This is a genomic window from Ignavibacteriales bacterium, assembly GCA_026390595.1.
In the GTDB taxonomy this organism is placed as follows: domain Bacteria; phylum Bacteroidota; class Ignavibacteria; order UBA10030; family UBA10030; genus UBA9647.
Genome location: JAPLFQ010000020.1, coordinates 26900 through 50514, shown reverse-complemented (window position 1 = coordinate 50514; position 23615 = coordinate 26900). Strand labels below are relative to the sequence as shown.

General features: G+C 54.1%; 20 protein-coding genes. 16 read left to right on the top strand and 4 right to left on the bottom strand.

The window, feature by feature from the left end; genetic code table 11:
* Window positions 1–236 precede the first annotated feature (236 nt).
* From NTU47_08355 to NTU47_08300, 12 genes are all read left to right on the top strand, one after another.
* Entirely contained in the window at window positions 237–863 is a 627-nt protein-coding gene (locus NTU47_08355) for a TetR/AcrR family transcriptional regulator (protein ID MCX6133809.1), read from the top strand.
* A gap of 18 nt (window positions 864–881) precedes the next feature.
* Window positions 882–1835: an efflux RND transporter periplasmic adaptor subunit gene (locus tag NTU47_08350; protein ID MCX6133808.1), complete on the top strand. Its 954-nt coding sequence runs from the start codon at window positions 882–884 to the stop codon at window positions 1833–1835.
* Between the two features lie 12 nt (window positions 1836–1847).
* Window positions 1848–2795, top strand: coding sequence for an ABC transporter ATP-binding protein (locus NTU47_08345; protein MCX6133807.1), 948 nt, complete (start codon window positions 1848–1850; stop codon window positions 2793–2795).
* Window positions 2792–4105, top strand: coding sequence for a TolC family protein (locus NTU47_08340; GenBank protein MCX6133806.1), 1314 nt, complete (start codon window positions 2792–2794; stop codon window positions 4103–4105). Before NTU47_08345 ends, NTU47_08340 begins: the two co-directional genes overlap by 4 nt.
* Before the next feature lie 30 nt (window positions 4106–4135).
* The gene (locus NTU47_08335; protein ID MCX6133805.1) at window positions 4136–5077 is read left to right on the top strand and encodes an ABC transporter ATP-binding protein; all 942 of its coding nucleotides are present in this window, start codon (window positions 4136–4138) and stop codon (window positions 5075–5077) included.
* A gap of 10 nt (window positions 5078–5087) precedes the next feature.
* Complete coding sequence (locus tag NTU47_08330; protein ID MCX6133804.1) at window positions 5088–6215, top strand: ABC transporter permease; 1128 nt, start codon at window positions 5088–5090, stop codon at window positions 6213–6215.
* Between the two features lie 4 nt (window positions 6216–6219).
* Window positions 6220–7344 (top strand): ABC transporter permease, encoded by a 1125-nt coding sequence (locus tag NTU47_08325; GenBank protein ID MCX6133803.1) that lies wholly within the window; start codon window positions 6220–6222, stop codon window positions 7342–7344.
* A 216-nt stretch (window positions 7345–7560) separates the two neighbouring features.
* The gene (locus tag NTU47_08320; protein MCX6133802.1) at window positions 7561–8802 is read left to right on the top strand and encodes a SpoIIE family protein phosphatase; all 1242 of its coding nucleotides are present in this window, start codon (window positions 7561–7563) and stop codon (window positions 8800–8802) included.
* Window positions 8803–8824: 22 nt separating this feature from the next.
* The gene (locus NTU47_08315) at window positions 8825–10435 is read left to right on the top strand and encodes an ATP-binding protein (protein ID MCX6133801.1); all 1611 of its coding nucleotides are present in this window, start codon (window positions 8825–8827) and stop codon (window positions 10433–10435) included.
* Between the two features lie 99 nt (window positions 10436–10534).
* Window positions 10535–11479 (top strand): protein-methionine-sulfoxide reductase catalytic subunit MsrP, encoded by a 945-nt coding sequence (gene msrP / locus NTU47_08310; GenBank protein ID MCX6133800.1) that lies wholly within the window; start codon window positions 10535–10537, stop codon window positions 11477–11479.
* 12 nt (window positions 11480–11491) lie between these two features.
* A complete protein-coding gene (locus tag NTU47_08305) occupies window positions 11492–12157 on the top strand; it encodes a sulfoxide reductase heme-binding subunit YedZ (GenBank protein ID MCX6133799.1) in 666 nt (221 codons plus the stop codon).
* A complete protein-coding gene (locus NTU47_08300; protein MCX6133798.1) occupies window positions 12154–12819 on the top strand; it encodes a hypothetical protein in 666 nt (221 codons plus the stop codon). Before NTU47_08305 ends, NTU47_08300 begins: the two co-directional genes overlap by 4 nt.
* Before the next feature lie 17 nt (window positions 12820–12836).
* Here the strand turns inward: NTU47_08300 and NTU47_08295 are convergent, their stop codons facing one another.
* The 4 genes from NTU47_08295 to acnA all read right to left on the bottom strand — a co-directional run bounded on the left by NTU47_08295 (window position 12837) and on the right by acnA (window position 16998).
* Window positions 12837–13211 (bottom strand): DUF302 domain-containing protein, encoded by a 375-nt coding sequence (locus NTU47_08295; protein MCX6133797.1) that lies wholly within the window; start codon window positions 13209–13211, stop codon window positions 12837–12839.
* Between the two features lie 27 nt (window positions 13212–13238).
* Window positions 13239–13412 carry a DUF6132 family protein gene (locus NTU47_08290; protein ID MCX6133796.1) on the bottom strand — a complete coding sequence of 58 codons (174 nt, stop codon included), beginning with the start codon at window positions 13410–13412 and terminating at the stop codon, window positions 13239–13241.
* A gap of 29 nt (window positions 13413–13441) precedes the next feature.
* Complete coding sequence (locus NTU47_08285) at window positions 13442–13828, bottom strand: rhodanese-like domain-containing protein (GenBank protein MCX6133795.1); 387 nt, start codon at window positions 13826–13828, stop codon at window positions 13442–13444.
* Between the two features lie 395 nt (window positions 13829–14223).
* Window positions 14224–16998, bottom strand: coding sequence for an aconitate hydratase AcnA (acnA, locus tag NTU47_08280; GenBank protein ID MCX6133794.1), 2775 nt, complete (start codon window positions 16996–16998; stop codon window positions 14224–14226).
* A 557-nt stretch (window positions 16999–17555) separates the two neighbouring features.
* Between acnA and NTU47_08275 the strand changes: the two genes are divergently transcribed.
* The 4 genes from NTU47_08275 to carB (NTU47_08260) all read left to right on the top strand — a co-directional run bounded on the left by NTU47_08275 (window position 17556) and on the right by carB (NTU47_08260) (window position 23484).
* Complete coding sequence (locus NTU47_08275; protein ID MCX6133793.1) at window positions 17556–19520, top strand: M1 family aminopeptidase; 1965 nt, start codon at window positions 17556–17558, stop codon at window positions 19518–19520.
* 155 nt (window positions 19521–19675) lie between these two features.
* Complete coding sequence (carB, locus tag NTU47_08270; GenBank protein MCX6133792.1) at window positions 19676–21157, top strand: carbamoyl-phosphate synthase large subunit; 1482 nt, start codon at window positions 19676–19678, stop codon at window positions 21155–21157.
* Complete coding sequence (locus tag NTU47_08265; protein ID MCX6133791.1) at window positions 21132–21680, top strand: hypothetical protein; 549 nt, start codon at window positions 21132–21134, stop codon at window positions 21678–21680. The genes carB (NTU47_08270) and NTU47_08265 overlap by 26 nt, the downstream gene beginning before the upstream one ends.
* On the top strand, window positions 21670–23484 hold the full coding sequence (gene carB / locus NTU47_08260; GenBank protein ID MCX6133790.1) for a carbamoyl-phosphate synthase large subunit: 1815 nt from the start codon (window positions 21670–21672) through the stop codon (window positions 23482–23484). Before NTU47_08265 ends, carB (NTU47_08260) begins: the two co-directional genes overlap by 11 nt.
* Window positions 23485–23615 lie beyond the last annotated feature (131 nt).

The window sequence follows — 23615 nt, the reverse complement described above, 5'->3', positions numbered from 1 at the left end:
AGGGTAGTGCCAATCTCATCAATGCAGAAGTGGCCGTGAAATTGAGACAAGACCAACAGGCGACGGATGCAGGAAAATTTCGCTTGACATACCTTCTCCGATTATCTATATTGGAAACGTAAGACACGATATTAGTTTCTCAAATACCAACATAGTGACTCCATAACGATATGTATAGTATGCGATAAGCACCAGTGGAAACCTTAAATACTCAATTGGTATCCGTATGCTAGCAAATGACGAATAATCTTGAGGTGAGAGAGAGAGTGCTGGAACATGCCCGGGATGCGTTTCTTTCCAGAGGGTTCAGCAAAGTGACGCTTGACGAGATAGCATCCGACCTCGGGATAAGCAAGAAGACACTCTACAAGTTTTATCCAAGCAAGGAGGAGCTGTTGAGAGCCTCCTTGCATACGATGATGCGCTCCGCTGGGTGGGAGCTGGAGCGCATCTCTTCTTCCGATAAGCCCTTCGCAGAGAAACTGGCTGAAGCTATGGTGACAATGGGGAAGTACATCAGCCGCCTTCGGAAGGAAGGGCTGGCTGATGTTCAACGCAACGCACCATTGATATGGCGAGAGCTCGACAAATTCCGGGAGGAACACATCGTGAGCAAACTTGTCGCCATGATCGTGCAGGCTCGCAATGAGAACATCTTTCGTCCCGAGATTCATGAGCAAGTCTTGATCCGTATGCTTATGAGCTCCATACAGGGAGTAATCAATCCACAAGTGCTCACGCAATGCTCCTTCTCTGCACAGGAAGCTGCGCAGAACATCCTGAAGGTTCTCTTCGAGGGTGCACTGACCGATGCGGCGAGGAAAGAATTTCACGTCTTCGACAAACCAACTGAATTCGTCTAGTTCACAACGAAGGACATCATGAAAACGAAATCCATTTTCCTGGTTCTGGGCTTCGTGCTCTGGGGATGCGGGAACGGCAGCAAAGGAGCAATAGAAGCGAGCGGCACACTCGAAGCAACGGAAGTAAAAGTGAGCGCGAAGGTGCCGGGTCAGATTGAGACCATTCGTGTGCAGGAAGGGAGTGAGGTGAAAGCCGGCGATACGCTTGTGATCCTTGATCGCTCCACGCTGGTCCTGCAATGGAAGCAGGCGCAGGCGGGCTTCGAAGTAGCAGACGCACAACACAGGCTGTTGCTCAACGGCGCACGCTCGGAAGACCTGAGGCTCGGTGAAGAGGCGCAGCGTCAGGCCGAGGCGTCCTTCAAGAGCTCCAATGATGACTACGCGAGAATGAAACAGCTGCTTGCGACGAACACGATCTCGAAAAAACAATTCGACGACGCCGAATCGCGATACACGATCGCCAGGGCCCAGTTGAATTCCGCCGAACAGAACCTTGGCAAGCTCCGGAAATTCGCGCGTCCCGAAGACCTGGCCGCGGCGAAAGCCCGGGCAGGTCAGGCCAGAGCGACCGCGGACCTGCTTATGAAACAGCTCACTGACGCAGTCATCATCGCTCCGGTCGCGGGCACGATCACGCATAAGCCTTTTGAGGAAGGTGAACTCGTGAGCATGGGCGCCGTGATTGCCACGATCGCACGCCTCGACAAGATGGAACTGATGATCTACGTCAATGAGTCAGAGCTCGGCAAAGTGAAGCTTGGGGGACCGGCGGACGTATCGATCGATACCTATCCCCAGAAGACCTTCCCCGGAAAGGTCATGTACATTTCGCCTATAGCAGAATTCACTCCGAAGAATGTTCAAACCAAAGAAGACCGAACGAAGCTGGTCTTCGGTGTGAAGCTCGAGGTGGAAAACAAAGAACGCGCGTTGAAGTCTGGAATGCCGGCCGATGCCGTCGTGCGTTGATCGCAAAGTGCTATGAGCGCCATCGAACTAAGGTCAGTCAGCAAGTCATTCGGGATCCATCGCGCAGTCGATTCGGTGTCGATGCGGATCGAGAAGGGGGAGATGTATGCCCTTGTTGGTCCCGACGGTTCCGGCAAGACGACTACGATCAGGATGCTCTGCGGCATTCTTCCGCCCGACGAGGGGGAGTTGTACGTGTGCGGCTACGACGTACGGAAACAGCCCGGCCAAGTGAAGGATCGCATAGGATACCTGTCTCAGAAATTCAGCCTCTATGGCGACCTGACTGTCGATGAGAACATCGAGTTCTTCGCAGAGATCCATGGAGTACGTGAATACCGGACACGGAGGGAGGAACTTCTCGAGTTTACCCGGCTGGTCCCTTTTCGCAGCCGGTTCGCGGAAAACCTGTCCGGAGGCATGAAGCAGAAGCTCGCGCTCGCCTGCACGTTGATTCATACGCCAGAGGTGATTTTTCTTGATGAACCGACCGCCGGCGTCGACCCGGTTTCGCGGCGTGATTTCTGGAAGATCCTCTCGAACCTCTTGAAAACCGGCATCACCATCCTGATGACGACGCCCTATCTGGATGAGGCCGAGCGCTGCAGCCGCGTTGCGATGATGAACGCAGGGCGGGTGCTCGTGGCGGATACCCCGCAGAATCTCAAGAGTACCATGAAAGGCACGATTGTCGAGTTGGTGTGCGACGACATTCGCAAGGCGTCATCGGTTCTCAAATCAGGGCAACTGGCGATGGAAGTGCAGGCCTTTGGCGACCGGCTGAATGTCGTGGTGGAGGACGAAAAAAAGGGGATGCGCAGAATTCTCGAAGCTCTGAAGAAACACTCTGTGGAAGTAGCCGATCACCGGGTGATCGCGCCGTCCCTGGAAAATGTTTTTATCTCTCTTCTTTCGGAGCGAAACAGCAAACAAGGCATTGTGGAAGGCCCGGCAGCATGAAAACGATTACTGTAACATTGGCTCTGTTGGTCGCAGGATTCTCGAGCGCTGTTGCGCAGGTGAAGATGCTCACGATTGAGGAAAGCGTGAACATCGGAATCGAAAACAGCCGGGTTCTTCACGCTGCGCAGATGAAATCGGAGTATGCGGGTGCAAAAGCGAGTGAAATGAGCGCAATGCTCTATCCGTCATTAAAGGTGATGGGTTCATATCAACGATTGAGCGAGGTGCCGGCGTTTACTCTCCCGCTTCCGGGAGCGCCTACCTCGTTGTTTCCCTACATCCCGAACAGCTACAATCTCCGGGCCTCCTTTCAACAGCCGCTCTTCACCGGTTGGAAATTCCAGGGCGCAGCGGACAACGCAGCATTCCAGGCTGAGGCCTCCAGAATTGATGTGGCGAAGGAGAGGGCGGAACTGGTCTTCAATATCAAGTCGGCCTATTGGAACCTGTACAGGGTAAACGAAATGAAACGCCTGACTGACGAAAATGTGAAACAAGTGAGTTCGCATCTTGAGGATGTCGAAAACCTGGTGAAGCAGGGGATGGCAACCACCAACGATGTCTTGAAGGTGAGAGTGCAACTATCCAATTCGAAGATCCTTCAAAGTGACGCGGGAAATGCTGTAAGGCTTGCGATGATTTCCCTGAACTCAACGATCGGCATCCCTCTTGGTACAGACGTCGGCATTGCCTCGCCCCTCACTGCGACGACGAGAGAATTTCCCGAATTGGCAAAGACGCTCGCCTCGGCTCTGGGAACCCGCCCAGAAGTCCTGGGGATGGAATCGCGCGTGAAAGCCGCCGGAGCAGCAGTGACTTCGGCTGTGGGAGGCTGGTTTCCGCAGATCTTTCTCACAGGGAACTACAATTATGCCAGGCCAAATCAGCGGATCATTCCGGCCAAAGACGAATTCAAGGACACATGGGATGTGGGTCTTTCGGTCCAGTTCGATCTCTGGAACAACCTCACGGCGTTGCACCAGACGAATCAGGCGAAGGCACAGCTTGAACAAACAAAAGACGCTCTCGTGACATTGAAGGACGGTATCACGCTCGAGGTGACGCAGAGCTATCTGAATTTCCAGCAGGCGAAGGAACGCATCAGGCTTTCCGAATTGACTGTCGATCAGGCAAATGAAAACTACCGGACGGCGGCAGAAAAGTACAAGGCAGGCCTTACGTCGAGCTCCGAGCTCCTCGATGCGGAAGTCGCACTACTGCAGTCAAAACTCCAGCTGACGCAGTCGTTGGTGGACCATGAATTGGCGGAAGCAAGGCTGGAGAAAGCACTTGGCGAGCTGCGGTAGCAGGGGCCGATCCTTTGAGGATGATATCTCATGGCTGTGAATGCGATTGAAGTCGAAAACCTGACCAAGCACTTCGGAAAGTTCTGTGCAGTCGACCACATCTCTTTCGAAGTGAAGCAGGGGGAAATCTTCGGGTTCCTCGGGGCCAACGGAGCGGGCAAGTCCACGACGATCCGCATGCTGTGCGGGCTTCTGCAAACGACAAAAGGGACGGCCCGGGTCGGCGGTTATGATATCAACACGCAATCGGAAAAGGTCAAAGAGAACATCGGGTACATGTCGCAACGGTTCTCGCTCTACGAGGATCTCACGGTGGATGAGAACATCAACTTCTTCGGCAAGGTGTACGGGCTGAGCGACGGTGAGCTTGCGGAGCGGAAGCAATGGGTGCTGGAGATGGCTAACCTCAAAGGGCGTGAACGGAGCATCACGGGCACGCTGTCAGGAGGGTGGAAGCAACGCCTTGCGCTCGGCTGTGCGGTGCTTCACCGGCCGAGAATTGTGTTCCTGGATGAGCCGACGAGCGGCGTAGACCCGGTCATGCGGAGGAAGTTCTGGGAACTCATCAACGACCTTTCCGCTGATGGAATAACGGTCCTTGTGACTACGCACTTCCTCGAAGAGGCGGAATATTGCAACGACATCATCCTCATCAACGCCGGCAAGATCATCGCCGGGGGTAGTCCAAAAGAGCTCAAGGAACAGCACATCAAGACGCCGATTCTTGAAGTGCGATGCGGCACCGTGATCGAAGCTCTCGCGTTGCTTGAGCAGCAGCCGTGGGCAGTGGAGACGTCGGTGTTCGGAACGTCGATGCACGTCAGTGTCTCCGACGAGACGCTGGCGCGGAGGGAGATCAAAAAGGTGTTGAAGAAACAGGACATTCACGTGACGCATATCGAGCGCATCACGCCTTCGCTCGAGGATGTGTTCATCTATCTGCTGGATCAGGAAGCTCAACGAGCCGCTTAGGGAACAACGCATGCTTGACCGTCTACTTCCGATCATAAAGAAGGAATTCCGGCACATCCGGAGAGATAAACGCGTGCTCGCTGTGCTGACGCTTGTCCCCGCAGGCCTTCTGCTGCTGAACGGGTATGCGTTGAATTTTGACGTCAATCACATCAGGATGGTTGTGGTGAACCTGGACAAAGGGTCCATCTCCCGGGAGTTCGTCAATTCCTTCGTCACGTCGGGGTACTTCGACTATGTGCAGGACCTGGCAACGTCGGAGGAGGCGACGCACATGCTGGACGACGGGCACGCGCGCATGGTTCTCGTCGTGCCAGCGGGTTTTTCAGATCGCATGCATGCGAACGAGTCTGCCTCAGTCCAGATCCTTGTAGACGGAATGGATGCGAACTCGGCAACGACCATCGTGGGGTTTTCGCAGGCTGTTGTTCTTCAGTATTCTCAGCGGATCGTGTTGAACAATCTGGCGAAGATTGGCCGGGGCAACTACATCCCCATACAGTACGAGGGGCGCATCTGGTACAATCCGGAACTGAAGAGCTCCAAATTTCTCGTGCCCGGACTGATCGCATTCATCCTCGCGATCACAGCCGTCATTGCGACGTCGTTGTCCATTGTCCGGGAAAAGGAACGCAACACGATTGAACAAATAAACGTCTCGCCGGTACATTCTCTCCACTTCATCATGGGAAAGTTGATACCGTATGCGCTCATTTCGCTCGTCGCCGCGGCGCTCGTACTCATTGCGGCGTACGCCTTGTTTGGAGTGGTCATCAAAGGGAGTGTGTTTCTGCTGTTTGGGGCGACGGTGCTCTTTGTCATCGCGGCACTGAGCATTGGGTTGCTTGTTTCAACGATCTCGGATAGCCAGCAGGTCGCATTTCAGATAGCCGCTCTCGTTTCCATGCTTCCTACGATTATTCTCTCCGGATTCGTGTTCCCGATCCGGAGCATGCCGTGGTGGCTGCAGGTGTTGTCGAACGTCACGCCGGCGAAGTTCTATCTGGTCATACTCCGCAGCATCCTTCTCAAGGGAGCGGGCATTGCTGCGTTCTGGGAGCAGCTTGTTTACCTGGCGGTTTTTGCGACTGTCTTGCTGACGATCAGCACAGTACGATTCAAACGGACCATAGGATAGATACGTGAGCCGACACCGGATCATAGCGCTTCTCAAGAAGGAATTCGGCCAGTTGCTGAAGGACCGGCGGCTGCTGCCGATCGTCTTTCTCGCTCCGGTCATCCAGCTGACGTTTCTCGGGTTCGCGGCATCGCTTGATGTGAAGAACATCTCGATGGTCGTCTGTGATCTGGACAAATCGGCGGAGAGCCGTCAGTTCATCCAGCGATTTTCGAATTCCGGCTACTTCATGATCGAGTACGCAACGGATGACTACAACTCCATCCAGGACTACGTCGATAACAACAAGGTCACCATGGCGTTGGTCATTCCCCCGCGGTTTGGTGACAACGTGCTGAGAAACGAACCGGCGACTATCCAGGTGATCTTCGACGGCAGTGAAGGGAATACCGCAGCAATCGGCATGAGCTATGTCAATCAGATCATTATCGGCGCATCGACCAGCATTCTCACGGAAGTGCTCGGTGGGAGAGCTCTTTCGGGAAGGGTCGATGCGCAGATACGTTCGTGGTACAACCCTTCGCTGAAGAGCCGCAATTTTATGGTTCCCGGTGTGCTCGTGTTGATACTTCTCATCACGACAACGAACCTGACTGCGATGGCGATTGTGAAAGAGAAGGAAGTGGGCACGCTGGAGCAGCTCATGGTGACGCCGATCAGATCGTACGAGCTGATCCTGGGAAAGCTCATACCATTTACGATTATCGGCATGGTAAACGTGTGCGTGGTGCTGACAGTCATGGTATTCGGGTTCGGCATCGCAATCAAAGGGAGCGTCCTGTTACTGTTTGTTCTCACCGCCGCCTTTCTCATGACTTCACTTGGAGTTGGGCTCTTCGTTTCAACGATCTCGAGGACGCAGCAGCAGGCCATGATGACGGCGATGTTCTTCGTGATGATGCCCATGATGTATATCTCCGGTTTTGTTTTTCCGATCGAAAACATGCCAACTGTGCTGCAGTATCTCTCGCTCGGCATACCGATGCGCTATTACCTCATTATCATCCGATCAATCATACTGAAGGGTGCAGGAATCAGCACGCTCTGGCCGCAAGCGGTGATGTTGGTGCTCATGGGACTTGCCATTCTCGTCGCAAGCGCACTCCGGTTCAAAAAGAAACTCGATTGATCATCGTCACCTGATCAGGGGCAACTCAATCTCAAATTTGATTTTCATTCAGAAATGCGGTAAAATTACGACGCATTACACGTGCGGACACCGGGATCCGGGTCTTTCCCCGCGGGAAAGCCCGCCCCTTGTTCCTCGCATGCCAGAGTATCCCATGCACCAGCGTTCCTTTGCATTCACCACAGTGCTTCACGAAAAGGTTTCTTAAACGTTATGATGAATCAACGTCGTCTGTACCGAACAATTGAGAGTTTCGCGTCACACGATTTCAAGACAGACAAAGAGCTTCTCAAGCATGTTTTGAACGAAATCGTAAAAGATGAGCAGATCAATATCAAAGGGGGGCGGATTTGGCAATATGAGCCATCCACCACCTCGTACCGCCTGATTCATCAGATCGGTGTCATCGATCGGGTTGAACATGGCTACAAAATCGCTCTCTCGAGTTATCCGATCTTCTACCAGCTGGCGGATCATCGCTCGCTGATCGCAAATGAGACGGATCGCCACCTGAGGAAAAAAGGGATCGTCAAGTACTCGGCGACGGGCGTTGGGGAACGAATCGATACGAAGAAGGGGAAAGTCCCGCAGTATATCCTTGCCTTCAATTCGGACAGGCTGGAGGAATCCCTGCTCGCGGATCTGAATATCATCAGCCTGGCAGTGACCTCCCTCCTGCGCGGCAAGAAGGTTGAACGCAAAGCTGATTTGCTCGAGAAGGACCTTGACAAGGCCCGGGAAATCCAGCAGAGTATCCTTCCGCAGCATGCGCTCAACTTCCATCATTATGAGCTCTACGGTGTTTCGATTCCTGACAGGGTGGTAGGGGGCGATTTTTTTGACTACCTGCAATCTGACGAAGAAGAAGACCGGTTGAGCGTTGTCATCGGGGATGCTGCGAGCAAAGGATTCAGGGCCGCAGCCCAAGCCCTTTATGTCTCGGGCGCGCTTCGGATGGGCATCACCTTTCACACCAAGATCAGCGCCCTGATGTCCCGCGTGAACAGGCTGGTGAACAAGACCTTCGCGGAAGAGCAGTTCGTGACGATGTTCTACGCTGAACTCTCGAACGATCCGAAGGGACTCCTGCTCTATTCGAACGCTGGACACAACAGCCCGATGGTCTATCGTGCACGGGACAAGCGCATCGACATGCTGGAGGCGACAGGACAAATCATGGGACCGTTCCCGGATGGGCTCTACAAAGTGGACAATACACATTTGGACAAAGGCGACGTCGTTGTGTTGTACACGGACGGTGTTGTGGAGGCGGTCGGGGGAGGGGTCATGTACGGTGAAGACAGGCTGCAGGAGAAAATCAAAGAGATCGCACACCTCACGGCCCGTGAAATCTGCCAGCTCCTGGTGGACGATGTATTGAAGTACTCATCGGCATCCGACGATGGGGATGACAAAACCATTGTTGTGATCAAACGAATGAACGAAGCCACTCACTAGTGTCTTTCCAGCGGGGAGTGATATGACTGAACAGAAACGAGTCGGCATTGTAACGGGAGTCACCAGCGGCACCATGACCGCTGTCATGGACTCGGAAATCAAGAACCTTGCCCGCGAGCTCAATGGCAAGATCTACTATATCGGCCAGATCGGCAGCTATGTGCTTATCCCGGTTGCGAAGATCATTGTCGTCGCCATGGTGTCAGAGTTCAAAAAGATCGACGTCTCAGAAAACGGGAAGCTGACTCAGCGCTGCGTGATGGACCTCAGCCTTGTTGGAACCGTCAAAGCGGGTCGCTACGAGCGCGGTGTCTCCGTTATCCCCCCGGTTGATTCACCGGTATTCATCGCAGAGGATGCTGACCTGACGGCGGTGTTCTCCGTGTTCCGCAAATTCGGGTTCTCAGTTGGGCAACTCTCGATGTTCGAGCGCGAACGCGCATATCTCGACCCGAATAAGTTCTTCGGAAAGCACCTTGCAATCCTCGGGTCCAGCGGCTCCGGAAAATCATGTACGGTTTCTTCGATTCTTCAAAAAGTGGCGGTCTATCCGGATACGAATGTCATCATTCTCGATATCCACAACGAATACAGCAATGCCTTTCCGGAGACGAGTCAGCACCTCGATATCGCGGAGCTTGAACTACCGTTCTGGCTGATGAACCTCGCTGAACTTCAGGAGACGTTCATCGATGAGCGCGACGAGAACTCGGCGACACAGCTTACCGTGTTCAAGGACCTTATCGTTGCGTCAAAGAAGGGCAAGAATCCCGGTCTCGCAGATATTCTCACAGTGGATACGCCAGTGTACTTCGACCTTGCGGAGGTCCGTGCGAAGATTCAGTATTATGATTCGGAAAAGATCTCGGGTCTCACCGGGTCGACAGCGAAAGAGGGACCTTTCTATGGGAAGTTCACAAGGTTCCTTGTCCGTCTCGACAGCCGTTTGAACGATCCGCGCTATGCGTTCATGTTCAAACCGAAGGAGTACGTGCAGTCTTCCTCGTTTGCCGTGCTCCTGGGCAAGATCTTCGGACGGAATCAGGACTCCCGTATCACAATTATGGACATGAGCGGTGTTCCGTTCGATATCGTCAACACCATCGTATCGCTGCTCGCCCGCCTCGCATTCGATTTCAATTTCTGGAATGCGAGCCGACGCGACTTCCCCATACTTCTTGTCTTCGAGGAAGCGCACAACTATCTTCCGAGCGGCGGAACCGGAGCTGGCGCGGCGAGACGAACGGTTGAAAGAATCGCGAAGGAAGGGCGTAAATACGGCGTGAGTTGCATGATCGTGAGCCAGCGCCCTGCTGAAGTGTCTGAAACCATTATCTCGCAGTGCAACAACTTTGTCATTCTCCGCCTCACGAACCCTGTCGACCAGGGTTATGTCCGGAAATTGATGTCAGATACGTTTGCGGGGCTTATCGACACGCTTCCTTCGCTGCGACAGGGGGAGGCCCTCATCGTTGGGGAGGCTATCCCCATGCCGCTGCGCGTCCAGATTGATTTCCCCAATCCCGAACCCAGCAGTGCCGACATCAAGTTTTTCGACAAATGGAAGCAAAGCGAGGTGAAAACGGAAATCCCTGATGTCGTTGAACGCTGGTGGCACCAGCATCGAGGGTGACGATCGACCCCAGCTGTCATTTCTCACATCCTGACAAGGAACGAAGCCCCGGGCCGGTGTGTTTTGTAGTTGCAGCCAATCACATTGGAGGGACGCAGCATGCTGGTCAAGCGGGCCGAGGATCTCAAGTCAACCGATATCACACCTGAACATCTGTACTTCAACCGCCGTGAGTTCATCCAGGCTGCAGCGGCAGCCGGTATCGGATTCGCGTCCTCCCTGGCGTTCCTTGAAGCCGCCCACGCGGACGATCGCTGGCCGCGCGGCAAAAAGGGTCCGTACGACACAGACGAAGAAGTAAGCACTTTTAAAGACATCACTTCGTACAACAATTTCTACGAATTCGGAGTTGACAAGGGAGACCCTGCAAAGTACTCAGGGCGCTTTCAACCGAAGCCATGGTCTGTGCGAATCGAAGGGGAGGTCAGGAAGCCGGCCACGTATAACCTCGAAGATTTTCTGAAACCGCACAAACTCGAAGACAGAATTTACCGGATGCGATGTGTCGAGGGATGGTCGATGGTGATTCCGTGGCGCGGTGTTCCTCTTGCGGATCTGGTCAGAAGGGTCGAACCGACATCGCGTGCAAAGTACGTGACGTTCGAAACAATCTTCAGGCCTGAACAGATGCCGGGGCAGAAAGAGCGATACCTTCGCTGGCCGTACACAGAAGGACTGCGGCTCGACGAAGCACTTCATCCGTTGACGTTTCTGGCGACCGGACTTTATGGAAAGGACCTTCCGAATCAAAACGGCGCTCCATTGCGACTTGTCGTTCCCTGGAAGTACGGCTTCAAGGGAATAAAGTCCATCGTCAAGATCAGGTTCACAGATCAGGAACCCAAAACGACCTGGATGCTCGCGGGTCCCGATGAATACGGATTTTACTCCAACGTAAATCCCGACGTGGATCATCCGCGCTGGAGCCAGAAGACGGAGCGTCGGATCGGCGATTTCTTGAAACGCAAAACTCTTCCGTTCAATGGCTATGCAGACCAGGTCGGTTCAATGTATTCTGGAATGGATTTGCGGAAGCTCTTCTAACCCCGTTCCGGCATGACAAGAACGCAGTGGGAAATAGGACTTCTGAAAGTCGCGGTGTTCGTCCTTGCTCTCGTACCGTTGGGGTTGCTCCTGTATGGAGCCGCAACGGGGGAGTTGAGTGCGAATCCGATCAAGGACATCACCGAAGAAACAGGAATCTGGACGCTCCGTTTTCTCGTCATCACTCTTGCAGTCACTCCGTTTCGCAAGATCACCGGTTGGTCCCGTCTCGCACGATTCCGGCGCATGGTCGGGCTTTTCGCGTTCTTTTATGGATCCCTGCATCTCACCACCTACGTCTATCTCGACCAGTTTTTCGCATTCGATGAAATTCTGAGAGACGTCGCCAAGCGTCCGTTCATTACCGTCGGATTCACAGGTTTCGTTCTGATGGTTCCGCTGGCGATTACATCCCTGGACAGAATCCAGCACTGGATGGGAGGCAAGCGATGGCAGTTGCTGCACCGGCTGGTCTATGGTGTGGCACTCTGCGGAGTATTTCATTATCTTTGGCTGGTCAAGGCCGATACGAGCCGGCCGCTCCGCTACGGTGCAGTGATCGCAGCGTTGCTTCTCTTTCGTGTGTGGGATTATCTGAGATCGAGGGGATCAGGAAGGAAGGCCAGGGCGGAGCGGGGAAAAGCGGTTGCCCAGGAACTTGATGGAGCGTCACGATGAACTCGATTCTTCTCTCTACGCGGGTTGTTTCACTTCTGCTGGGACTCGCCCTCGTTGTACCTCTCGCCGGTCAGGAGAAGACCAGAGAGTTGGAGCAACGGCTCAAGTCAAACCCTCGGGATGAATCGGTCCTGATGGATCTGGGACGGTTGTACCATGATCAAGCGGCGGCGGGCGATGGGAACTCGGTCGACAAAGGAGTTCGGACGTTCGATCAGTTGCTGGCAATTGATTCGACCAACGCTGTCGCGGTTGCATATCGCGGAGCTCTTCTGACAATGCGGGGCCGGGATTCCTGGTGGCCGCCCAATAAGCTGAAGTACATGCGGCAGGGGTGCGAAGAACTCGACAGAGCCATTGCACTGGACCCCGGTAACATCATGGTGCACTTGATTCGCGGGATCAACGGCCTCGAGTTGCCTGACTATGCCGGGAGACTTTCGACTTCACTCGAGGATTTTATCCTCCTGCTCAGACGTCCGGATTTCCAGGAACAGGGAAAAGAACTGAAAGTGCTGATTCTGTACTACGGTGGGGTTGTACACAAGCGTGCCGACGAATACGAGAGGGCCCGTGAACTGTTCAAGAGGGCGATAGCAGTATTTCCCGATTCGGAGTATGCCAGGCGGTCACAGGAAGAGCTCAAAGACATGGGCTCCTGACCCGCCGACGGTAGATGTCACTCGATCGCTTGAAACACCCGCTGAAGCCTGGCTGCGACATCTTCTGCAATTGGTTTCAGCGCCTCGTTTTCTACCATCTTTGTCATCGTCATCGGATCAAAGATCCCGACGACGGTTCTCCCTTCCTTCTCATATACGATCACATTGCAGGGGAGCAGCAGCCCGATTTGTTCCTCGGCCTGGAGTGCTTTATAGGCGAATGGAGGATTGCAGGCTCCCAGGATGATGTACTTGTTGAAGTCCACGTCGAGTTTCCTCTTGAGCGTGTCCTTGACGTCGATCGTGGTCAGAACTCCAAACCCTTCCTTTTTCAACTCCTCCGTGACCTTCTCGATTGCCTTCTCATATGACATCGAAACTGTTTTTGACATCCCGTAGCTCATTGCCACTCCTTGATCTTATGAAGCGCTGTCTTCCCGAGTCTTTTCTTTCTTCGATTGCATGGTCAACACCAAACCAAAAAGCGATCCGTACGCAGTGCTCACCCAGGGATTGCTCGTGATGGGGCAGGCGCCGGTTGAACAACCGATAAAAGTATAGTAGGCGAAGCCGCCAAGAGCTCCAAGTGCCATCGCGCCTCCTCGCTTCAACCAGGAGCGCGTTATCGCAATTTGCTGAAATTCCATTCGGCAATGCCGCCCTTCATGTGAGCAACAGTGAACCCCAGACGTTTGAGCCGCAATGCCGCCGTGAGACTCCTGTTTCCTGACTGGCAATAGCAGATGATTTCTCTGCTCTTGTGTTTCTCCAGGTCGGTGTAGCGTCGTCCCAGTTCATGGAGCGGGATATGGTGTGCCCCTTTGATGTGATTCTGACTCCACTCTTTTTCAGTACGAACATCCAGGAGAAAAGTCCCCCGGTCTGTTCGCATTTTCTCTTCGACATCCACCGGATGATACTCCGTGATGGACCGAACCGCGAGAAGCCGGCGGAGGTACAAGAGCCCGAGGATCGCCACGATGGCATATGCAAGGATCTCTCCGCTCACTGAACTCTCTCCTGATACTGGTGTCGTGTGATCAATTGAGCCCGCATGCCCCGCCACCGCAGCATTCGCCGCCCGTTTCACAAGGGGGGCGCGAGGGAGAATGGGAAGAAGATCCGCCCATCGAAACTGAAGCCATCGAGAAGAGCTTCTTGTGCTTTTTCGATCCGCATTGCGGGCACGAGACATCTTCGACCACTTCGCGAACCTTGTGGTACACATCGTACGTTTTACCGCACTCAGAACAACTGTAATCGAACACTGGCATTGATGGTATCTCCTTACAAACACCTGTGTGCTAAACGGAGCTGAACAATTGCCTGTCCACCCCCATACGCTTCATTGGATGCAGCTATTGCGTGAAGGATTCAGCATCCCGGGCAATTCGGAGACGCATTCTATTTCAACAATGATCGGAGCACGAATTGGAGTATCCCGTCGTGTTTGTAGTAGTCGACCTCGTTCGGCGTATCAATCCGTGAGTTGACCGTAAAGGTCTTGACATCGCCGTCTGCGGACTTCGCTTTGACAGTCAACTTCTGACGCGGCTGCAGGCCCCTCGAAATGCCTTCAATGTAGAATGTCTCGAATCCTGTGAGTCCAAGTGTTTTGTGATTTTGCCCCTCCTCGAATTGGAGAGGAAGAACGCCCATGCCTACGAGATTGCTCCTGTGAATCCTCTCGAAGCTCTCGGCGATTACTGCACGTACTCCAAGCAATTTAGGCCCTTTTGCAGCCCAATCACGGGATGAGCCTGAACCGTATTCCTTGCCGGCTATAATGATGAGCGGTACTCTTTCGTCTTTGTACTTCATCGCAGCGTCAAAAATCGAGAGAGGGTCTTTGGATGAGGGATGAAGAGTCCAGCCTCCCTCAGTGCCCTGGGCAAGGAGATTGCGCAGGCGCACGTTGGCAAACGTCCCGCGCATCATCACTTCGTGGTTGCCGCGTCGCGCACCATATTGGTTAAAGTCCTTCTTCTCTACTCCGTTCTCCATGAGGTACTTTGCGGCCGGGCTCGTGGCTGCAATGGAGCCAGCCGGGGATATGTGGTCGGTTGTGACTGAATCGCCGAGAAGCGCCAGGACTCTTGCTCCCGCAATGTCCTCGGGAGGTTTGGGTTCACGCGGCAGATTGTCGAAGTAGGGGGCCGCCTTGATGTACGTCGAACCTCCATCCCACGCGTACCGGGCGCCGGTCGGCACGGGAAGGGATTGCCATTCGTTGCCTCCCTGAAAGACGTTTGAATATTCCTTGTGATACATTTCCGATTTGACGCATGAACGGATTGTTGACTCGACTTCTTCCGGAGACGGCCAAATGTCGCTGAGAAACACAGGCTTCCCGTCATTCGCCGTCCCGACCGGTTCGGTCTGGAGATCGATGTTCATCGTTCCTGCGAGCGCATACGCAACGACGAGCGGGGGAGAGGCCAGGTAGTTGGCCTTCACCTGGGCGTGCACGCGCCCCTCGAAGTTGCGGTTCCCTGATAGAACGGACACAGCAACGAGATCGTTGTCCTGGATCGCTTTCCCGATTGACTCGGGGAGCGGGCCGCTGTTACCGATGCATGTTGTGCAGCCGTATCCGACGAGATTGAAACCGAGCGCGTCGAGGGGTCCGTCCAATCCCGCTTCGCGCAGGTAGTCAGTAACAACCTTCGATCCCGGCGCGAGGCTTGTCTTCACCCAGGGCTTTGTCTTCAATCCGCGTTGCGATGCTTTGCGAGCGAGCAGCCCGGCGGCGACCATTACCGATGGGTTCGACGTGTTCGTGCAACTCGTGATCGCTGCGATGACGACGGATCCGTGGGCGAGTTGGAAGCTCGAATCGTTCTTCTGGACTGGCACGGATTTCGTGACTGCGTCGGCGAAATCCTTTGGCAGTGATCCGCTTTGTTGCCCCGCTGATTCATTCGCCCATTGAGACGCGGCTTCTTTGTCGAGTTGTTTCCCTTTCAACTCGAGCATCTCGACGAGCGCTTTTCTGTACGTTGGCCTGGATTGTGAGAGTGTGACACGGTCTTGCGGACGTTTCGGGCCTGCGAGGCTTGGCTCAACGGCTGCGAGGTCGAGTTCAAGCGTGCTGCTGAACTCCGGCTCAGGACTATCCGCTGTATGGAACATTCCCTGTTCTTTGCAGTACGCCTCGACGAGCGAGACCAGCTCGGGGTCGCGTCCGGTGAAGCGCAGGAAATTGATTGTTTCCTGATCGACGGGGAAGAAGCCCATCGTTGCTCCGTACTCCGGTGCCATGTTCGCGATGGTCGCGCGGTCGGCGAGCGAGAGGCTGGACATTCCCGTTCCGAAGAACTCGACGAATTTACCCACGACGCCATGCTTTCTCAGTATCTGCGTCGCAGTCAGAACGAGATCGGTTGCCGTTGCCCCCGGGCGGAGCTTTCCTTTGAGCTTGAAACCAACGACCTGTGGGATCAACATCGAAATCGACTGCCCGAGCATGGCTGCTTCAGCTTCGATCCCGCCGACTCCCCAGCCCAGGACGCCGAGTCCATTGATCATTGTCGTATGCGAGTCCGTTCCAACCAGCGTGTCCGGATACGCCCACGTTGCGCCGTCGATCTGTGTGGTGAAAACCGTCCGGGCGAGGTACTCCAGATTGATCTGGTGGACTATGCCGGTTCCAGGAGGGACGACGCGAAAATTCTTGAATGCCTGCTGGCCCCAACGAAGGAATGCGTACCGCTCCAGGTTCCTGGCGAATTCCTTCTCCACATTGAGCATGAATGAAGCGCTACTGCCGAACTCGTCCACCTGAACTGAATGGTCGATGACCAGGTCGACTTGCTGAAGGGGGTTGATTTTGGCCGGGTCTCCGCCCATCTTCACCATCGCGTCCCGCATCACGGCCAGATCGACCACACAGGGAACGCCGGTGAAATCCTGCAACAGCACACGCGCAGGCATGAAGGCGATTTCCTTGTCAGGCGTTGCCTTCGCATCCCAGTGAACGAGCGCCTCGATGTCTTCACGGCGAACGACGCGTCCGTCCTCCTGCCGCAGAAGGTTCTCGAGCAGTATCTTAAGCGAGATTGGGAGTCTGCCCAATTGATTGGGAAACGACTTCTCCAGGAGCTTGAGCGAAAACACGGTATGCGGCTTGCCCGAAACCGTAATGGTGGATTTCGTTTGGAAACTATCCTTCAATTGCATTGTTCCTCCTCAATCTCTTGGGTGGATGACCTGAGAAGCCATCGTGTCGCATGAGTACATATGGTAGAAAAAAATCACCTGACTTTCCAGATGAGCTTAAAACTCTGGCGGAACCCAGTGAGGCTGACTCTTTGTTCTTTTCTCAGTATATTTGCGGCGAGCATGGGGGGAGACATCACTTTCGTTGGCGACAAATTCCATGTCAGGCGCCGACGCTTCTCGATTTTGCCGGAGACAGTCAGGCATGTCCGGCACGGGAAGGCTTCGGAAGGAGATCCGTTGCCGGTGGCAAAGGTCGCGGCATGGAGGCAGAAGCCGGCGGCGGATGAGGCTGTGGTGCCCGATCTCAGGATTGCGCGTTTTCAGAATCACGCTGGACCTCCCGGGTTCGTTGCACGTCGTTGGAGAATCACCCATGCAATGCTCTGCGGTACTTTGAGTGACTGCAGAAAGCTTCAAGGAGAAGGATACTTACGATGACAATGTTCCAGAGGACTTTGAACCCACACCGCCTCGCTCTCTTGGTTTTATGTACTCTCGTTTCGGCGAGCTCTCTGTTGCCCCAGGAACGGAAAGAGTACCGGAGGCAGGAATTCGAATCGCAGGAAACTCTCCGGGCGGAGCAGCTGTCAAAATTATCTTCCACACTCACGCCGGGCCAGGAAGGATTTGATGTCACCTACTACAAGCTCGACCTGAAACTCAGGACCTCGCCCGGCGATGTAAGCGGGGCCGTGACGATGGTTGCCAGAAGCCTTACGAGCAGTCTTTCATCAGTGACGCTCGACCTGATGAGCACGATGAAAGTTGACTCGGTGATCGCTGGGGGAACTCGCGTTACAGGGTTTGATCAGCAGACGTCGTTCGTGAATATCCCTTTGAATCGCGGCTACGGTGCGGGGGAATATTTTACGACGACTGTTTACTACCACGGTGTCCCGGGGAGTTCCGGGTTTGGGAGTTTCGCGTTCCAGACCGCTCCGGGCTCGACGAATCCCTGGGTCTGGTCTCTGAGCGAACCCTACGGCGCGAAAGACTGGTGGCCGTGCAAGGACCACCCGGGAGACAAAGCGGATTCCGCCGATGTCTGGGTAACCTGCGACGCACTGTTCAAAGTCGGATCAGAGGGAAAGCTGGTCTCCGTCGTCGATAACGGAGATGGGACCAGGACGCACAAATGGAAGCATCGCTATCCCATAGCAACGTACCTCGTTTCAATTGCTGTCGCTGATTACGCCGAGTTCTCGGGGTGGTTCAAATACACTCCATCAGATTCGATGCAGGTGTTGAACTATGCGCTTTCCTCGAGCATCGTCCCTGCAACATCATCGATGGGCGTAACCCTCTCCATGCTTCAGATCTATTCCGACTTGTTCGGATTGTATCCGTTCGTGAAAGAGAAGTACGGTCACTCACAATTCGGCTGGGGCGGAGGCATGGAGCACCAGAAGATGACGTCACTCGGGAGTTTCGACGAGAGCCTCATTGCCCATGAAATGGCTCACCAGTGGTTTGGGGACATGATCACGATGAAGACCTGGCCTCACATCTGGTTGAACGAAGGCTTCGCCACCTACTGCGTGGCGCTGTACCGGGAGAAGAAATACGGGCAGGCTGCGTTCAATGATGAAGTCCTCAATCACATTTTCCCCGGCATCGTTTCACCTACGGTCAATGGATCGGTGTATGTCAAGGATACGTCGACTGTCGGACAGGTATTCAACACCGTCTTGGTTTATCACAAGGGGGGGGCGGTGCTTCACATGCTTCGCCGCGTACTCGGAGATTCCGTTTTCTTCAAGGCAATGAAGCAATACGCGACCGACAAGCGGTTTCAGTACGGCGTTGCGTCGACCGAGGATTTCCAGTCGGTCTGCGAAACCGTTTCAGGCCAGCCGCTCGGGTACTTCTTCAGTCAGTGGATCTATGGCGGACGATATCCTGCATATCGCTATGAATGGGGAACCACGCAGGCCGGCCCGCCCTACACGGTTCGGGTCTCTCTCACGCAGACGACCGGAACAAGCAACCCGGCGTTTTTCCAGATGCCGATCGATTTCAGGTTCACCGGCTCGGCATTCGATACGACGATCGTCGTATTGAACAACGCCGCCAGCCAGGTTTTTGTTTTCACGCTGCCGAAGATGCCGACGTCATTCCAGCTGGACCCGAATAACTGGATCGTGAAAAGCTCCTCTGGAACCGTCGTGAACATCGAGCAGATTTCGGAGATGCCGGAAATGTACGCGCTCCTGCAGAACTACCCGAACCCGTTCAATCCGTCGACCGTGATCCCGTTTGATCTTCCCAGGACATCGCAAGTGACGCTCGAAATCTACAACGGGCTCGGAGAGCTCGTAAACGTGCTTGCAAAAGACCAAATCTTTGAAGCGGGACATCACACGGTACAGTTTGAAGGTGTTTCCATTCGAGGAGGCGGCCTTCCGTCAGGGGTGTATTATTGTCGAATGATGGTGTCGGGTAATCTGGTCCAAACACGGAAGATGGTCCTGCTGCGCTGACGACTCCACCTGGAGAGCCAGTCACCATGGTCGTGCGCCCTGACTCCGCGATGAATTGACAAGTGCGGTTCTGATATTGATTACGAATCGCAAGAGTGGTATATTAATGCCCACGCTTATTGGTTTCTCCACACTAGAACGAGTGAAAGCCGAAGTTGCCCAAACGAAGTGATATCAAGTCCATCCTGATTATCGGTTCCGGCCCCATCGTTATTGGTCAAGCATGTGAATTTGATTACTCCGGAACTCAGGCCTGCAAGGTGCTGAGGGAAGAAGGGTATCGTGTCCTGCTCATCAACAGTAACCCTGCCACGATCATGACCGACCCGGATCTCGCCGATGCGACTTACGTCGAGCCCATCACGCCTGCCGTTGTTGAAAAGATCATTGAAAAGGAGAGGCCGGATGTCATTCTCCCCACCATGGGAGGGCAGACGGCGCTGAATACGGCCGTTGCGCTTGCCGAGAGCGGTGTCTTGAAGAAGTACGGCGTCGAATTGATTGGGGCAAAGCTCGAGGCGATCAAGAAAGCCGAGGATCGCGAACTGTTTCAGGCAGCAATGAGCCGAATCGGTCTCGAGACTCCCCGCGGGCGGTTTGTCCACACGCTCCAGGAAGCGATGCAGGTTGCCGATGAGATTGGATTGCCGATTATCATTCGCCCGTCGTTTACGCTGGGCGGGACGGGGGGAGGAACCGCGTACAACCTCGAGGAATTTCGCGAGAAGGTGGAGCATGGCTTGACGAGCAGTCCCACCCACCAGGTTCTCGTTGAAGAGTCGGTTATCGGATGGAAAGAATATGAACTTGAGGTCATGCGTGATCTCAAAGATAATGTGGTCATCATTTGTTCAATAGAGAACTTTGATCCAATGGGAGTCCACACGGGGGATTCCATAACGGTTGCTCCTGCTCAGACGCTGACAGACAAAGAATATCAGACAATGAGGGATGCTGCGATCCGGATTATACGGGAGATCGGCGTCGAGACGGGGGGATCGAACATACAGTTCGCCATCAATCCGGCGGACGGCAGGATGACGGTCATCGAAATGAACCCACGAGTGTCCAGGTCTTCTGCGCTTGCATCAAAAGCCACCGGCTTCCCAATTGCCAAGATCGCTGCCAAACTCGCCATCGGGTACACGCTCGACGAAATTCCGAACGACATCACAAAGGAAACGCCCGCCTCCTTCGAGCCCACGATCGATTATTGTGTGGTGAAGATTCCGCGTTGGGATTTTGAGAAATTCAAGGGCGTCGATGACACGCTCGGAGTTCAGATGAAGTCTGTCGGCGAAGCAATGGCGATAGGGCGCACCTTCAAGGAGGCATTTCAGAAAGCTCTGCGTTCCCTCGAGCAGGGACGTTTCGGCCTCGGAGCGGACGGGAAAGATATCATCGATGTCCGGACACTCACTGATGACAAGCGTGAAGAGTGGAAGAAGAAGACCCTCGACCGTCTGAAAATGCCGAAACCAAACAACGTATTTTACATCCGTTATGCGTTGCAGCTCGGTGCGACAATCGCCGAGTTGCACAACGTGACGAAGATAGATCCCTGGTTTCTCCATAACCTGAAACAGATTGTCGATTGTGAGGAGGAGTTGTATGGGTACGGCGTGCAGCCTTTGTGACCATCTAAAGAAGCGGGGCGGCTTTGCGGCCTGGAAAATGCTGAGGTTCCGATTGATCATCGGCCTGGTCCTGTTGGGTGTGTCCTCGGGGCGTCTGTTTGCTCAACCGACAGTCCCGCCGGACAAAGATGCTCTTCTGAAGGGGCTCGGTATGGGGCTTGCGGCCATCGCCGATCTGAACAACTATCCCGGACCGAAACATGTGATAACAATGAAGGCTGAACTCGGTCTCACCCGGGATCAGCTGAAGAAAACGGAAGCGTTGGACAAAGTCGTTTCAAGTTCAGCGGTCGCAAAAGGAGAAGAGGTCGTTCAGGCAGAAGATGAATTGTTCAAACTCTTTGAAGCCGGAACGGTCACGGAGAAAGTGCTGAGGGCGAAGCTGGAGCAGATCGGGAAATTGCGGGCTGATCTGAGGTTCATTCATCTGCAGGCGCATTTGCGGATGAAGCAAATTCTTACTCCTGATCAGATCAAACAATACGGTGAACTACGGCCTCGTGAAAACAAGCTTGAAAACTAAGGGTGTTCCGCCGCGCGTGACCCGCGAGGTATTGTTAAAGGCGAAGCAATACGGCTTCTCCGATCGGCAGCTCGCGCATCTGTGGGGGACCAACGAAAAGGCTATCCGCTGTCTCCGGAAGGAGATGGGGGTCACCCCTGTGTTCAAGACCGTCGATACCTGCGCTGCTGAGTTCGAGGCGCACACTCCCTACCATTATTCCACATATGATCAGGAAAATGAATCGATTCGCACAAACCGGAAGAAGGTGATCATCCTCGGCGGGGGACCGAACCGGATTGGACAGGGGATCGAGTTTGACTATTGCTGCGTGCATGGAGTCTACGCTCTCGAGGAAGAAGGAATCGAGACGATCATGATCAACTGTAATCCGGAGACCGTTTCCACGGATTACGACACTACAGACAAATTGTATTTCGAGCCTCTCACGCTGGAGGATGTTCTCAATATCTATGACCACGAACAGCCCCTCGGTTTGATCGTCAGTTTTGGGGGACAGACTCCGCTGAAGCTTGCCAAATCGCTGGAAGAAAACGGTGTCCGTATCCTGGGCACTTCATCCGAGGGAATCGATATTGCCGAGGATCGTGAACGGTTCGGAGCCCTCCTGCGAAAGCTCAAGATTCCGCATCCGATGTATGGGACGGCGTACTCTGTCAGCAATGCGGTCCTCGTCGCGGAGCAGATCGGTTTCCCGGTTCTCATCCGTCCTTCGTATGTGCTCGGAGGGCGCGCAATGGAAATTTGTTATAACAGCGATGCTGTCCGTGAGTACATGAAAAAGGCGGTTGACGTTTCCCCGGAACATCCCGTTCTTATCGACCGGTTCCTTGAGGACGCGTTCGAGTTCGACGTTGATGCCGTCTGTGACGGCAAGGATGTATTGATAGGCGGAGTCATGGAGCATATCGAGGAGGCGGGCATCCACTCCGGTGACAGTTCTTGCGTGCTTCCCCCGTATATGATCTCGGCGACGAATCTTGAAGAGCTGAAAAACTATACGGTCCGGCTCGCGAAGGCGCTGAATGTGATCGGCCTGATCAATATCCAGTATGCGATGAAAGATGGAGTTGTCTATGTCCTCGAAGTGAATCCGCGGGCATCCCGGACGGTACCATTCGTCAGCAAAGCGGTTGGGCTTCCGCTGGCCAAGATTGCGGCCAAGGTCATGATCGGCAGGACGCTGGAAGATCTTGGGGTACGGGATTTCGACTACGCGAAAGTAAAACATATCTCCGTAAAGGAAGCCGTGTTTCCGTTTTCGAAGTTCCCGCGTGTCCCGGTGTTCCTTGGACCGGAAATGCGCTCGACAGGGGAGGTCATGGGGATAGCGGCCGATTTTGGAGCGGCGATCGCCAAAGCTCAGATGGGTGCCGGGAATACACTCCCCACAGATGGCACTGTTTTCATCAGCGTCAACAACAGCGACAAGACCCCTCTCACAGTGAAGATCGCGCGTGACTACACGCGATTGGGTTTTTCGCTCGTGGCGACAGAGGGGACGGCAAAATTCTTGCAGGAGAACAACGTTGAATGTGCGACCGTCTTCAAAGTAAATGAAGGGAGACCGAATGTCGTCGACATGATAAAGAACGGCGATATCAAACTCGTGATCAATACTCCGCTCGGCGAGGAATCCAGATACGATGAATATTCCATCGGTTGGGCGGCGATCGAACAAAAAGTCTCCTTCATTACAACCCTTTCGGCTGCTGCGTCGGCCGTGAAGGGAATAGAGCAACAGAAGTTGCACGGAATTGAAGTGAAAAGCCTGCAGGAGTATCAGAAGGAGATCACTGGATAGGGCCTTTCGCACGAACCGACCCCCTTCGCCAAACCCCTCTTTACCCCTTTTCAAGTTTCCGGCGTCTAACAATTGGAATTCAAGGCCTCCCCGGGAATCGGGAATCTCGCTTTTTTAATCTATTTGCGCGT